Source organism: Chryseobacterium metallicongregator, assembly GCF_031324065.1.
Taxonomy (GTDB): domain Bacteria; phylum Bacteroidota; class Bacteroidia; order Flavobacteriales; family Weeksellaceae; genus Chryseobacterium; species Chryseobacterium metallicongregator.
This window is the reverse complement of the sequence record NZ_JAVIXS010000020.1, coordinates 248,411-262,333: the sequence shown is the minus strand read 5'-3', so window position 1 is coordinate 262,333 and position 13,923 is coordinate 248,411. Positions and strand designations below refer to the sequence as shown.

General features: G+C 36.1%; 15 protein-coding genes. 5 read left to right on the top strand and 10 right to left on the bottom strand.

Features of this window, described 5'->3' with window-relative positions; genetic code table 11:
- Nucleotides 1-61 precede the first annotated feature (61 nt).
- The 3 genes from REB14_RS19150 to REB14_RS19140 all read right to left on the bottom strand — a co-directional run bounded on the left by REB14_RS19150 (nucleotide 62) and on the right by REB14_RS19140 (nucleotide 2,261).
- Nucleotides 62-439 (bottom strand): GxxExxY protein, encoded by a 378-nt coding sequence (locus REB14_RS19150; protein WP_079241530.1) that lies wholly within the window; start codon nucleotides 437-439, stop codon nucleotides 62-64.
- A gap of 265 nt (nucleotides 440-704) precedes the next feature.
- The gene (locus tag REB14_RS19145; RefSeq protein WP_079241531.1) at nucleotides 705-1,676 is read right to left on the bottom strand and encodes an iron ABC transporter permease; all 972 of its coding nucleotides are present in this window, start codon (nucleotides 1,674-1,676) and stop codon (nucleotides 705-707) included.
- A gap of 24 nt (nucleotides 1,677-1,700) precedes the next feature.
- On the bottom strand, nucleotides 1,701-2,261 hold the full coding sequence (locus tag REB14_RS19140; RefSeq protein WP_309522992.1) for a TlpA family protein disulfide reductase: 561 nt from the start codon (nucleotides 2,259-2,261) through the stop codon (nucleotides 1,701-1,703).
- Between the two features lie 33 nt (nucleotides 2,262-2,294).
- Here REB14_RS19140 and REB14_RS19135 point away from each other — a divergent pair, with 33 nt between their 5' ends.
- Nucleotides 2,295-3,419, top strand: coding sequence for a ferredoxin--NADP reductase (locus tag REB14_RS19135; protein ID WP_079241533.1), 1,125 nt, complete (start codon nucleotides 2,295-2,297; stop codon nucleotides 3,417-3,419).
- Nucleotides 3,420-3,475: 56 nt separating this feature from the next.
- Entirely contained in the window at nucleotides 3,476-4,033 is a 558-nt protein-coding gene (locus REB14_RS19130; protein ID WP_373427997.1) for a SanA/YdcF family protein, read from the top strand.
- Here REB14_RS19130 and tamL read toward each other — a convergent pair.
- A complete protein-coding gene (tamL, locus tag REB14_RS19125) occupies nucleotides 4,030-6,639 on the bottom strand; it encodes a translocation and assembly module lipoprotein TamL (RefSeq protein WP_079241534.1) in 2,610 nt (869 codons plus the stop codon). The genes REB14_RS19130 and tamL overlap by 4 nt on opposite strands.
- Between tamL and REB14_RS19120 the strand changes: the two genes are divergently transcribed.
- Nucleotides 6,625-7,350, top strand: a complete 726-nt coding sequence (locus REB14_RS19120) for a TrmH family RNA methyltransferase (protein ID WP_309522991.1) — start codon at nucleotides 6,625-6,627, stop codon at nucleotides 7,348-7,350. The two genes, tamL and REB14_RS19120, sit on opposite strands and share 15 nt — an antisense overlap.
- 80 nt (nucleotides 7,351-7,430) lie before the next feature.
- On the opposite strand, the gene REB14_RS19115 is transcribed toward REB14_RS19120, so the two are convergent.
- The 5 genes from REB14_RS19115 to porQ form a co-directional block, all read right to left on the bottom strand.
- On the bottom strand, nucleotides 7,431-7,931 hold the full coding sequence (locus tag REB14_RS19115) for a hypothetical protein (protein WP_034694329.1): 501 nt from the start codon (nucleotides 7,929-7,931) through the stop codon (nucleotides 7,431-7,433).
- 3 nt (nucleotides 7,932-7,934) lie between these two features.
- Nucleotides 7,935-8,243: a phage holin family protein gene (locus REB14_RS19110; RefSeq protein ID WP_034694332.1), complete on the bottom strand. Its 309-nt coding sequence runs from the start codon at nucleotides 8,241-8,243 to the stop codon at nucleotides 7,935-7,937.
- An 80-nt stretch (nucleotides 8,244-8,323) separates the two neighbouring features.
- On the bottom strand, nucleotides 8,324-8,674 hold the full coding sequence (locus REB14_RS19105; protein WP_034694334.1) for a YtxH domain-containing protein: 351 nt from the start codon (nucleotides 8,672-8,674) through the stop codon (nucleotides 8,324-8,326).
- A gap of 95 nt (nucleotides 8,675-8,769) precedes the next feature.
- Nucleotides 8,770-9,444, bottom strand: a complete 675-nt coding sequence (gene cmk, locus REB14_RS19100) for a (d)CMP kinase (protein WP_309522990.1) — start codon at nucleotides 9,442-9,444, stop codon at nucleotides 8,770-8,772.
- An 84-nt stretch (nucleotides 9,445-9,528) separates the two neighbouring features.
- Nucleotides 9,529-10,521, bottom strand: a complete 993-nt coding sequence (gene porQ / locus REB14_RS19095; RefSeq protein ID WP_079241536.1) for a type IX secretion system protein PorQ — start codon at nucleotides 10,519-10,521, stop codon at nucleotides 9,529-9,531.
- Nucleotides 10,522-10,689: 168 nt separating this feature from the next.
- On the opposite strand from porQ, the gene pyrH reads away from it, so the two are divergent.
- A complete protein-coding gene (pyrH, locus tag REB14_RS19090) occupies nucleotides 10,690-11,397 on the top strand; it encodes a UMP kinase (RefSeq protein WP_079241537.1) in 708 nt (235 codons plus the stop codon).
- An 80-nt stretch (nucleotides 11,398-11,477) separates the two neighbouring features.
- On the opposite strand, the gene REB14_RS19085 is transcribed toward pyrH, so the two are convergent.
- Nucleotides 11,478-12,833 (bottom strand): lipase family protein, encoded by a 1,356-nt coding sequence (locus REB14_RS19085; RefSeq protein WP_309522989.1) that lies wholly within the window; start codon nucleotides 12,831-12,833, stop codon nucleotides 11,478-11,480.
- A 444-nt stretch (nucleotides 12,834-13,277) separates the two neighbouring features.
- On the opposite strand from REB14_RS19085, the gene frr reads away from it, so the two are divergent.
- A complete protein-coding gene (frr, locus tag REB14_RS19080) occupies nucleotides 13,278-13,832 on the top strand; it encodes a ribosome recycling factor (RefSeq protein WP_079241539.1) in 555 nt (184 codons plus the stop codon).
- Nucleotides 13,833-13,923 lie beyond the last annotated feature (91 nt).

Sequence of the window (13,923 nt, the reverse complement as noted above, 5' to 3'; positions counted from 1 at the left end):
ACAAAAATAATGTTTTAAGGCGCAAGGAAATTGACTTTGTCAAATTTTTATCCCGTTTATTTTATAAGTTGTTTACAATTCTTGTGACACCGTTTTTGAAAACATCAGATTGAAAATTGAGAAGCATTCCTAATTTGCAGTTTGACATTTTTAAATAGGTTAATAGTTGAGCTTTATGAGTAGGGCTAATGTAATCAACGGTTTTTATTTCTAAAATCACTTTGTTTTCAATCATCAGGTCGAGTTTAAAAGCATTGTCTATTTTCAAATCTTCATAAACAATTGGGAGGAACTTTTGTTTTTCTACTAAAAATCCAGCTTTTGTTAATTCATAGAACATACATTCTTCATATACATGTTCAAATAATCCTGCTCCAAGCTTTTTATGAATTTTTAATCCTGTCTCAAAAACAATTTTTGATAATTCATTTTCTGTCATTTGTGGTGTTTTGTTGAACTTAAATATATGAATTATTAGAATAAGTATATGTTGGATAAACGCAAAGGCGCAAAGGTTTTTAATACATTGGATATATTTTAAGGCGCGAGAAAATCGAAGATTTTCGGCAAGGGATTGTGGTAATTTTTGTTTGGAATATTTAAAATATACGTTGTTCAATTTTATCGGTGATAAAATCTTTGCGTCTTAAAAATATGTAGATTTTAAAAGTTTCTTGCGCCTTTGCGTTTTCCAACAAAAAGATCTAAACCTTATTCTGCTTTAAAAGCATCATCAGAATCACAGGAATACCGAATACAGAGCTTATCACATTCAGAGGAATCTGTGTTTTTTCTGCAATGACTGAGAAAAATAGCATAATGAGCATTCCCAGAAACATATTAAGAATCCACTGCTGCCATAATTTTGAAGGATTATAAACGAGTCTGCAAAAGTGAGGAACAATAATTCCGATAAAAAGAATTGGTCCTAAAAATGCTGTAACAGAAGCTGATAGGAGAGAAGATGCAACGATGATTAAAAGCTTCAGCTGCTTCAGGTTTACGCCTAAACTCTGTGCATAGGAATTGCCTAGAGAATTTCCAATAAGTGGTTTTATAGCCCTGAAACAAATAAACATTCCCATTGAAACCAATATAAGCAGTACATAAATCTGGTTTCTCGTTACCATATTATTCGCCCCGAAAGACCATAGAATATAGTTTTTAAGACTCTGGTTTTCTGCGTAAAACTGCAACAGGGATACAATAGCTCCAGCAAAAGCAGATACCAAAAATCCGAAAATAATAAGATACGATTTGTCCTGAAATCTGTTTGACATTGAGAGCAGTATCAACATTAACAGTAAGCTTCCTCCAATAGCTGATAAGCTGAGAAAACTATTCTGTAAAAATTCAGGAAGGAAAATGTTATGGGAAAAGAAAATGTAAAAGGCAACCGATAGACTGGCGACAGAGGTTATTCCCAATATATCAGGCCCAGCGAGGGGATTTTGAAAATATTCCTGCATCAGAAAACCTGAGGTAGGAATTGAAATTCCGGCCAGCATCATTACCAGAACGCGGTTGATGCGGATTTCAGCAATCTGGCTATGTGCAGAATCCTGAAAGAAATCCTGAAAGCTTAAACCTAAAAATCCTGTGTTCAGATTAATGACAGCACTTATCATAATGGCGATCACGAATAAAAAACACAGGATTTTAAATCTTTTTGACATGATTCAGAAAGAGTTCAGTCTATTTTATTTTAAAAAAGAATCAATTTTTGAATTCAAAACATCTTCTGTCATCATTCCAAGATATTCATCGGTTTTATCACCTTTTCTCATGAAAGTAAAAGGAATAGACCCTCCATCCCATTGCTTGAAGTTGTTGTGAAAGAAGTTTTGATCTAATTTTTGCCCATCCAGTAAGATAATATTACCTCCCAATTTATTTTCGGTGGCAAAATTCTTAACAGCACCAGCCCAATCTGCCTTATCATCAAGGTTGACGAAAGTGAACTTTACAGGTTTTCCTTTCAACTCATCCATTTTACTTTTAAAACTTGGAATTTCTCTGATACATGGGCCACACCAGGTGGCAAAAAAATTGGTTACATATAACGTATCATTATTTTTTGCTAAATGCTGACTTACGTTTTCAGGAGAAAGTTCTTTGGGAATAGTTGTACTTCCTTCTGTTTCTGTAGTTTGAGATACAGAAAGAGAATCTGCAGCTGCAGTATTTTCAGATTTCTGACCTTCTTTTTTACAGCTGTACAGTGCAGTAAGAAGTAACATGGAAAAAATTATCTTCTTCATAAATTATTTTTTATCTATTTTTGAATTGAAGTTATGGAACAACAAATCTATAAAGGGAAACTGATACAGTTTCATCCGTTAAAAATAGCGAAAAAGGAAGAGCTGACCAAAAATACTTTTTCTCTGGAGTTTGATATTCCTGAGAATTTAAAAGAAAATTTCAGGTTTGAGGCCGGGCAGTTCGTTAGTATACGATTTCAATCACATGGGAAAGAGGTTATTAATGATTATTCAATGACTTCAGCTCCTTATGAAGGGAAAATATGTCTGGGAATAAAGGTCAATTCCCCTGAAGGAGCCACTTCGCAGTTATTTCAAAATTATAATGTTGGTGATGAATTATGGGTGAGTGAACCTGCAGGAAGATTTACCATTGTATCTAAACCCAGTGAATTCAGGACTATTGTTGCTTTTGCAGCCGGTATTGGAATTACCCCTATTTTAAGCCATTTCAAAAATATTCTTCACAACGAACCCAGAACGAGATTATTCTTATTTTTTGGAAATAAAAGCTCAGACGATTTAGTCTATCGCGAGCAGTTGGATAATCTTGCCAGAACATGTGGAGACAGGCTTCAGATATTTTACTTTTTCTCACAGGAAAAAACAGCAGACCAGTTTTTCTATGGCAGGCTGGATGAAAAGAAACTGAATCTTATTATCAACCAGATTCTTCATTTGGATGATACAGATGAAGAATCTACCATTTGGGATGCGGTAGATGAAGTGCTTATTTGTGGGAAAGGAGAAATGATCAAAACATTGGCGAACGCCTGCTATCACCACGGAATTCCAAAAAAGAATATCCATTTTGAACTTTTTGAAGAATTCAATGATGATATTTATCCTGTAGAAAAAGAATTTCCTCTGATTGAAAATATTGAGGTAGAATTTACCATGCTTGGAAAAAAATATACGACCCAGCTTCCTGATAATAAGGATAAAATCCTTCAACAGCTTCTGATGCAGAAGTTCCCGGTACCTTATTCGTGCAAGTCCGGAATCTGTGGAAGTTGTGAATGTTCTTTGGAGGAAGGAGAAGTGGAACTGTTGGAGAATGAGTATCTTACCGAAAAAGAGGAAGAGCAGGGACATATTTTAGCTTGTATGTCTATTGTGAAAAGTAAAAAAATAAAGCTTAACTTTGATCTTAGTTGAGAATTATTAGGAACATATTTAACCTTGGATTTATATCATTGGAATTGGGAATTCTGATGATATGTTTCTGTAATGTGTGGGTTTTTGGGCTTACCAACGGGAGAACCTATACCAAAATTTCAAAAATTCCGCCACGGGAAATTGCATTAGTTCTAGGAACATCTCCAAAAATGAGATCCGGTAAATCCAATCCTTATTTCACCAAAAGGATGGATGCAACAGCCCTTCTTTATCATCATGGGAAAATCAAGAAAATTATAGTAAGCGGGGAGAAAAGCAAAGGTTATAACGAGCCGGGAGCAATGAAAAACTATCTGATCAATCAGGAAGGTGTACCTGAAGATATTATTGTGGAAGATCCGAAAGGTTTTAATACGTATAAAAGTATTCTCCGTTGTAAGGACGTTTATAAGAAGAAGAATGTTATTATTGTATCTCAGGGATATCACAACCTGAGGGCCTTGTTTTTTGCGAGAAATAATGATATGAATGCTTTGGGCTTTGATGCGCAGGATGTCACAAAACCTGAAAGTTTCTACAGAAACCAGACGAGGGAAATCCTCGCCCGTGTGATTGCTGTAGTGTATTTTATTTTAGGTGTTTCTCCGGATTAGAAAGGATATCCGAATGCGATATTAACTGTTGGTTTGAAAGGCTGTATGTTTTTGAATCTCCATCGGTCACCTTCAGGTTTATTCGGGTCATAGATCTTGTAAGCAAGGTCAATTCTTGCAGTAACGTAAGCGATATTCAATCTTAATCCGAATCCACTTCCGATACCTACTTGTTTCCAGAACTTACCGAATTTAAATTCATCTCCATAGCCGTCATTATAGTTACGAAGACTCCATGTATTCCCGATATCGGTAAATAAAGCTCCTTCGTAAGTTTTATTGAAAGGAATTCTATATTCAATATTGGTGGTAAGTTTTACATTGTCCGTCATATAGGTACGAACTCTTTCATCCACCTGAGAATCTGCAGGACCTAATCCCCCAAAGGCTACCCAGGCTCTGATATCATTGGAACCTCCATTGAAATAAGACTTGATGATGGGCATATCCTGAGAGTTGCCAAAAGGAATTCCAACTCCGATAAACTGACGAAGTACTAACGTCTGATTTCCGTTAAACTTGAAATACTTTCTAGTGTCAATATCAAATTTTACAAATTGTGCATAAGGCAACCCGAAAATAGTTCTCTGTGGACCGGTAACAATACCTCCGTCATTATCTTTTTTATTGAATAAGCTTAAGATGTTACCTGCAAGCTCTACTTTTCCGTTAAAATAAAATGCATTGGGATATTCTTTTTTTCCAATTTCACTATATACAAAGTTGTAGATCATGGAAGAAATAAGGACATCCTGAGTTTGTCTGTCTTTGTTGACCAATGTTCCTCTGAATGCTGTCAGAAGATCAGTACCTTGCTGGTTAAGACTCGCACGGTAAGCATCGTTCTCGATAATTTTCTTGGAAACCTCATCTACGCTGAGTTTTCCATCTTTATAATCTTGTCCGGTTTGTGCAGTTTCAGGGCTAAACATAAAATAATTTCCGAAGACTTCATCTTTTACCCTTCCGTCATTTACAAAATAATCGTAGTAAGCATCTTTATTTTTCGTCAGACTGACCTGAGTATTGAATAATGTAAGCTTATGATATACCTGATCATTAACACTTGCCTGATAATTCAATCCTGTATTAAAAATTAACCTTCCCAAACCAATGTTATTCTGTATGGATGCCCCCAGCAAAATAGATGATGTAGGGGTATATCGTTTAGGAATAAATCTATAATAATTAAAAGGCAATAAAAGCCTCGGGAAATTCAAAGATGTCTGAGCTGATATTTCGTACGCAGCCACTCTTTTACTGATGTCTTTTGTACTTCTGATAGAACCAAATGTTCCTGAAAGGCTCGTCGAAAGGTTCTCTGCCCCTCTAAAAACATTTCGGGTAGTAAGGTCCACAGAAGGAGTGATTCCCAGATTTAAAACCTGAGAATAATTGATATCTGTTCCCACTTTAAGTTCATACTTAGGAAGTGGTTTCAGTACATATAAAACATCCACAATGCTGTCGTTAGGAGAAGTCATTCCACCTTGTCTCAGAGAGTCTCTTGCTTTAACGATGCTAAAGTTATTCATCGATAAAAGATTTCTCTTGGTTACGTCCAGTTTCGTTTGGTCAAAAACCTTTTTGCTGTCTGGAATAATAGCCCTCCATATGGATGAAAGTTTGTATTTATCATTCACTGTATGGAATCTTATTCTCCTTAAGCTGTCTTTCTTTGTATTTTTAGGATAATCTCCAGGTTCATCCACAATGGCAACGTCAATATTTCCAAAAGTGGCTATTTTATAAGGCGTATCCAGAGAATCTTTATGAATTTCCAGGGTTAATGGAACCTGTTTTCTGCTTTTAAGAGAATCGGCCACAAAGTAAACTTCATCATTGGAAGCATTGAATCTGTAGAAACCAAATTCTCTCATCAGATCAGTAATCCTGGTAACCTCTCTTTCCAAAACGGTCTGGTCAAGAATCTGTCCTGATCTCACAAGACTTCTGTTCAGATTATAGTTGTAATATCCTTTGATTCCCTGATCCGGAATGTTATAGAAATAATCCTTGATGCGCGTAGGCTCGTTATGCTTGATCGAATAATTAACAGATGCTTTTTTGGAAGCAGAATCCAGTGTATGATTGAATTTTACATCAGCATCCCAAAATCCTCTGTAGGTAAGTCTTTTCTTGATAGATTCAGCACTTTTTTCACTTCTGGTCTGATCAAGAATTACTGGTGCTGTACCCCAATTGTGCAGTAAACGGTCAAAAAGAAGACTTTTTCCGACACTACTTTTCATATTATATTTAAGGAATAAAGAGTCTCTCAGTTTCTGATTTCTCATCTCACCGGGATAGGTCATATATTCATTAAGTATAGTGTCATATTTTGTATCCGCCATATTGTAGAGTAGTAAACTCAACGGCATGAAAAGAAACTGCTTTTTATTGGGCTTTTGCTGGATGTAATCTTTCAGCTCTTCGTCGAAAAATTCTCTCTTATCCTCGAACTCTAAACTGTTCTTGGTAAGCAGATATTCGCCCTCAGGAACTTTTTTTGTCGTACTACAAGCATAAAGGAGGCCAACAAATGTTGCAAATGAGATAATTTTATAATATTTTTGAGGAGAATTCTTATAATGCTTACAGCTCATACAATAAAAGTTTTACAATCTTTAGATAAAAAGAAGTTCAGACAAAAATACAATTTGTTTTTGGTTGAAGGTAATAAAATCATTTGTGAACTTTCTAATTCTAACTTTAAAGTTAAAGAAATATTATCAACCGATCCACAAAAATTGGACCGTAGTGATATCCCTGTTACCCATATCTCTGAAAATGAATTAAAAAAAATCAGTTTTCTTAAAACACCAAAAGATTCTGTGGCGGTATGTTATCTTGCCGATGAAGAAAAATGGGAAGATAAGAATATACAATTGGTTTTGGATGGGATACAGGATCCTGGAAATCTTGGAACTATTATACGATTGGCAGACTGGTTCGGAATTGAACAGATTATCTGCAGTGAAGATACCGTAGATGTGTACAATCCGAAAGTAATTCAGGCGACAATGGGCTCATTTACCAGAGTAAATGTGGTGTATGCTGATCTTGTGGAATATCTTTCTAAAACAGAGAATGTGAATATCGGAACAGATATGGAAGGAGAGAATATCTATACTTTTGAAAAACCGGAAAAGATGAATCTCATTTTAGGAAACGAAGGAAACGGAATGAGAACGGAAACAGAAAAGCTTTTACAGAAAAGTATCAGTATTCCAAGATTTGGAAAATCCCAGTCTACAGAAAGCCTGAATGTATCAATGGCTGCAGGGATTATTTTAGGACAGTTATTTTCAAAATAGAAAATCAGAAACCAGAGGTTAAAAGTTATTGTAAAGTATTACTGAATAGTATCTAGCGCCTGGTTTCTGATATCTGATTTTTATATCAATTGTTCCATACTTGAAACACTTTTGTTTTTCTGATAGACCTCCATTTTCTTTCTGACATATTTCAGAGCAATAGGGGCAAGGTAAATCAATGCCGCACCAATCAGTTTTTTCTTCCAGTTGGAGCTTTTCATATTCTTTTTGGCATAGTTTCCTACGATAGCGGTTACTCCCAGTTTAACAAGACCATCGGTAATGTTTCCTCCTTTGAATGCGGAGCTGGCAATTCCTACAGCTGTATTTTTGCTGATCAGAAGATCTTTCACCTCTGAAGTAAGCTGTTTGGCAATGACATCCTTTCTTAAAACTACTTTTTCATCACCGTCTTCATCAATCTTTTCCTGAAGATACTGATCACTTAAACCATTGGTAAATGCACTTAAGCTTTCTTTTGTATTTTTGAAGGTAAGAAGATTTTCCAGATCACTTATTTCACCCTGGAGCAGTTTTTTCTTTCTTCTTAATTCTTCTATGCTCTCGTATTTTCTGCCCATAGTTTAATGATTTAAAAATTTAATAACCTGATCTGCAACAGTATTGACAATCTTAGTTTTGAAGGCAACCACAAACGCCATTACCAACGCATAAAATGCTGCCACAATCAGGAATCCATATGAGTAATTATCCAGTGCTTTTCCAATAAGGAAAGCAATTCCAAAATTGAAAAGGATAATAAAAAAAGCAAAAGCAACAAGCAGTACTACAAAGTAAGTAATGAGCCCAGCAGAAAGTGACGACTTTTCAGTCGCTTCAATTTTCAGAAGATCTATTCTCTTGGAGGCGTATTCTTTAATAGTTTCTATCATTGTTTTTTTTTAAAGTTACAAAAAAAGGAACTTTCGCACAAAAGTTCCTTTCTGTAATTTACTTAAAAAAGATAAATTACTTATTTTTTCAGATCATTCAGTTCCGCTTCTACATCTTTTGCCAAATCTGCAGTTTTAGAAACAATCTGATCTTTGTATTTATCATATCCGTCTTTCACAGTATGTGCTACGCTACTTGCCGTTTCTTTGAAAGTAGAAGAAATATTGCCATATTGGTCTTTTACTTTTTCAGAAACCTCTCCGTATTTATTTTTTGCCTGATCTTTAAGATCATTTGCTTTAGTTTTGATTTTTTTTCTGGTTTCTTTACCTTCTTCCGGTGCGTATAACATTCCTAAGATTACACCTGCCGCAGCACCTGCAAGAAGTCCTGCCAATATACCTGCTGTATTATTTCCTTTTCTAGACATTTTAAGTTTTTTAATAATTAATAATAAATTAGTTTTTACAGTAATAAAACTTACAATTTGTATACCAAAGGAGGCCTGAAGCCTATTAAAAATTGTTAAATCTTTTTGATGTGAGATAAAATAACTTCTATGGTTTCCTTTTTGGTGAGTGCAGAATTATCAATTACGATAGCATCGTCAGCCTGTTTCAATGGGGCTATTTCACGCTCACTATCGATCTTGTCACGTTCTATAAGGTTTTGCTTTACCTGTTCTTTATCTGCTTCTATTCCCAGACCTTTCAGTTCCAGAAACCTTCTGTTGGTTCTTTCGTCAATGCTGGCAGTAAGAAAGAATTTATAGTCTGCATTTGGCAGAACTACTGTCCCAATGTCACGTCCGTCCATAATAACACCTCCTTTTTCTGCCAAAGTGCGCTGTGATTGCAGTAAGAAATCTCTTACTTCTTTCTGTTTGGCAACAAGGCTTACGTTGTCAGATACGATATTGGTTCGGATTTCCTTAGAGATATCTGTGTCATTAAGGAAAAGAATAAGGGTGCCATCGTTGTTTTTAAATTCAAGGTTGATCTTATTAAAAGAAGAGAACAGTGTATTCAGATCAATCTCACCGTTTTCATTCAGACAATGCTGCAAAGCATACCAGGTAACTCCTCTGTAAAGCGCTCCTGTATCCATATGAATAAGTCCCAGTTTATCAGCAATGACTTTAGAGATAGAACTTTTTCCGGTAGACGAGTACCCATCGATAGCAATTACAGGTTTTTTCATACTGCAAATTTCAAGATTTTTTTTAGAAAATCAAGAAGAAGTAACAAATTTTCGGAATAATTAAGAAATTTCCAGTCAGGAAGGTTATTCTCCTCTGTGGCTGGAAAGGTCCATGGAAATCCCTATCTGATTGACATTCGAAGAGTTGTGGTATCTTACATGGGCGTAATCAATACGGAATCTGGAAACTTTAACTCCAAATCCTGCAGAAAGTCCTGAGAAGTTTCTCTGATCTGCAACCGCCAGTTCATTTCCTCTTTTTACATTATAGCCCAGTCTGATGTTGAAGTTTTTTTCCGGAAACAATTCCGCTCCCAATGAAAAGTGGTCTGCAATCTTTCTGCCGGCTCCTACTTTTTGCCCATCCAGATTTTCCTCAGAAGAAATATCAAACTTCTGAAGATCATGGGCTGTAATTGTGATGGCAAGAGGGAAGTTCTTGATTATTCTGGTGTATCCCAGATCAACTCTGAAAGGAAGATTCTCTCTTGTTCCGTTAAAAGATTTCAGCTGAAAACCAAAATTTCTCATCACAAGAGATAGTACTTCTTTGTTCTTTTTATTATGATAGGTAATTCCCGCTGTTCCTGAGATGGCGGAAGAAGTATAGTTGTCAATTTTTGAGGTAATGAAATTAAGTCCTCCACCAATCGTCCAGTCTTCTTCAAACTGGTAGGCATAGCCTGCACCAATCGCTACATCTGAAGCTTTAAATTCTCCGTTTTCAAAACCGCTTTCATCCGTCCTCGGAATACTTCCATAGCTCATATACCTTGCATTGATGGTAGCCATGTGGCCATTCTCAAAGTCTTTGGCATAAGCAATAGTTCCGTATTTCGAATCGGCAAGGTAAGCCGTTGCATTTACAGAAAGCTGTTTATCAGAATCTTTGTTTAACAGGGCAGGGTTTGCAATAGCAAAGGAAACATCATAATCTCTTATCGAAATTGCATCGCCACCCAAAGCAGCCTGTCTTGCAGATACAGGCACATTTAAGAACGGATAAACATTTGTTCCTGTTTGTGCATAAGAAACAATTCCTGATAGAAATAATGAAAAAATGATAATTTTCTTCAACTCAATTTATAATTAATGCAAAAATAATCCTTTTTCGTACTTTTCAAAATATTTCTTACATTATTTCTATTTAAATATTTTTCTTTTATCAATATCATTAATGATTATATTTGCAAAATCAAATTCCGGGGAAACCCGTACTAATAAAAAGTTACTTAAAAATAAAAGATGAAATATAAAAGAATCCTTCTGAAACTAAGCGGTGAGGCCTTAATGGGAAACAGACAATACGGTATTGATACTGAAAGACTGCAGGAATATGCAGCTGAGATCAAAAAAGTAGTGGAAAAAGGCTGTGAAGTAGCGATCGTGATTGGAGGAGGAAATATCTTCCGTGGGGTAGCAGGAGCTGCAAAAGGTATGGACAGAGTGCAGGGTGATTATATGGGAATGCTTGCTACTGTTATCAATGGTATGGCTTTACAGGGAGCGCTGGAAGATGCAGGAATCAAAACAAGACTTCAGTCTGCTATCGAAATGGATAAAGTGGCTGAACCTTTCATCAAAAGAAGAGCAGTAAGACACCTTGAAAAAGGAAGAGTAGTGATCTTCGGAGCCGGAACAGGAAACCCTTATTTTACTACAGATACCGCTGCTACATTAAGAGCTATCGAAATTGGAGCTGATGTCATCCTAAAAGGAACAAGAGTAGACGGAATCTATGACAGCGATCCTGAAAAGAATGTTAATGCAGTAAAATACAATTCATTATCTTTTGATGAAGTATTTGAGAAAAATCTTAAAGTAATGGATATGACTGCATTCACATTAAGCCACGAAAATAAATTGCCAATCATTGTATTCGATATGAATAAAGATGGAAATTTAGAAAAAATCGTAGACGGAGAAAATGTAGGTACTTTGGTTGATTTATAATCAATGTAACCCCTAAAATATAAAAACACCTGTTGCAATAATTATTGTGACAGGTGTTTTCATTTTAACACTAATCTTAATTATTTATCCACACTGGCATTTTGCGTGGCATTTTCTTTTTCAACCAAAACATAACGGGAAGAAATCCACCCGATGATCTGATCTATTATTTTAAGAATCATCTCCAATTCGGTAACAGCAGTTACTCCCGGTACCAGTTTCACATCTGGTTTTGGTAATGGCTGTGTTAAAATAAGACCGTTCACTTGTGGATTAGACCCTTCCGCAGGAATACCATTATACATTCCCACATGCTGTACGGATAGCTGAAGCATATAGTCTTTCAAAGACTCAGGCGGTGTTTTGATGCTAATTGAAGAAGCACTGGAGTGCTGGAGCTGACCTGGCAGCGATTGGTTCTGTATTCTTGTATAGCTGGCTCCTGAGTTTGTAGAATCACTAATTGCCATCTTTTGTAAAGCGTTTAATAAAGCAGCCGTCATATAGGCAGGAGCCTGGCCATAAATAGTTGCAATTTTTGCCAGTTCCGATACCGGCCATGCATGAGGAACAACGTCCAGATCATTCCAGTGCATGGTATTCCAGCTTTGGTAAGAGCCTGTTTGTGGCTGCCACCCTGAAGGCAATGGCGGGAATTTACTGTTGAACAGATTGGCAAATGCAGCCTCACCTGGAGTTGGTCCGGCAGTAGGATATACAAGGGTTACCCCGAAAGCATCCAGATCTTTATTCTCTTTCAGATAAAGGGCAAGGGTAGGAGATAATGCTCCGGCAAGGCTATGTCCACAAAATATAATGGCTGTATCCGGGTCAGGATTTAAACTGGCCAAAAACTGTTGCAGTGTGGTATTAGGTGAAGCGGCAGATTGAGGACTTGTAAGCCCCAGCAGTATACCTATTCCAGTGGCAGTTCCTTTTGAAATATAAGGATCTGTACCATTATAAGGTGACGGAGCAAAATTGGAAGGGTTATATGTGGTCCAGTTGACCACTTCTGCAACTGAGAAATCTTCTGTTTCCCAATCGTAAAGTGATGAAGGATTGGTAGCAGCAATAGCTACAACATAAGTAGGCAATGTAGGACCTCCTGGAAATGCGACAGCATTAGACTTAACGACATATAATGCATTATCTGCAACTCCGGTAGGAACTCCTTTTTCATTTTTTTCTTCGATCAGAGCAGGTCCCCAGACCAGATCCCAGTTTCCTAATTCCGATACGGCTGAAGGATTTGCTATGGATGGTGTTTTCTGATCCATTATTTTAACCGGAGGAACATTGTTAAAATAATAGGATAAATCATACTGAAGCTGCTGCTGTAGTTGGATACCAAAACCGTTGTAGCCTCCGGCACGGTTGGCAAGACCTGCCATACCGAAAACTTGTTGATAGGCATCTAATAATGGATTTGTCATGATGTGATGGGTTTAATTAGTTTTAAATTTTTAATTAATAGGAAATGTCTTCATTGAGACTTTCCGTTTATTATTGCACGTATTCTATTTAAAATACCTGCTCATGTTCTGTTTAAAAGACATAGTAAAGGAAGTTATAAAAAATCATATCACACTAAGTAGAAATAACCAAAATGCTCCGTAGGTATTTGTACCCGAAGTTTTTTTGCTTTAAATTAATTTTGAATAAAAACAGCTTTCTTTTTTCTAAAGAGATGACAGGTACATAAAATCCATGTTGGAAATAGCTATTATTCGAAAACAATCATTATTTTTGCAGCACTGAATAGTGAAAAATAATTTAAAACAGTAAGAAAACCCTGATGTTTACGGTGTTTTTGGGTTTAATTAATTGATATTCAGTTGAATTAATAGATGTGTAATTTATCAAACTTTAATATAATAATGGAAGAATTAGATCTTATATTAGAATCTGTAAAACAAGACATGGATGCAGCGGTAAAGCACCTGGATCACGCATTTCAAAGAATTAGAGCAGGACGTGCTTCTACGGCAATGGTTCAGGATGTAATGGTAGAATACTATGGGGCAATGACTCCTATCAACCAGGTTGCGAATGTTTCTGTTCCGGATGCAATGACAATCTCTATTCAACCTTGGGACAGAACGGCAATCAATGCGATTGAAAAAGCGATCATCAATTCAAACTTAGGTTTTGCACCTTCTAACAACGGTGAAAACATTATCCTTAATGTTCCGCCTTTAACTGAGGAAAGAAGAAAGGAACTTGCAAAGCAGGCTAAAGTAGAATCTGAGAACACTAAAGTAACGGTAAGAAACGCAAGACAGGAAGGTTTGAAAGAACTTAAAAAACTGGAAGGAGTTTCTGAAGATGTTGTAAAAGGAGTGGAAGAAGAAATCCAGACGTATACAGATAAATATGTTAAGCTTTGCGATGAGCATCTTAAGACAAAAGAAGCTGAAATTATGAAAGTATAATTTTCAGTTTTTTAAAATATTATGAGAGAGGTTTCGTTTGAGAGACCTCTTTTTTTGTGATTTTTACTGTTACATTTCACTTTTTACAATG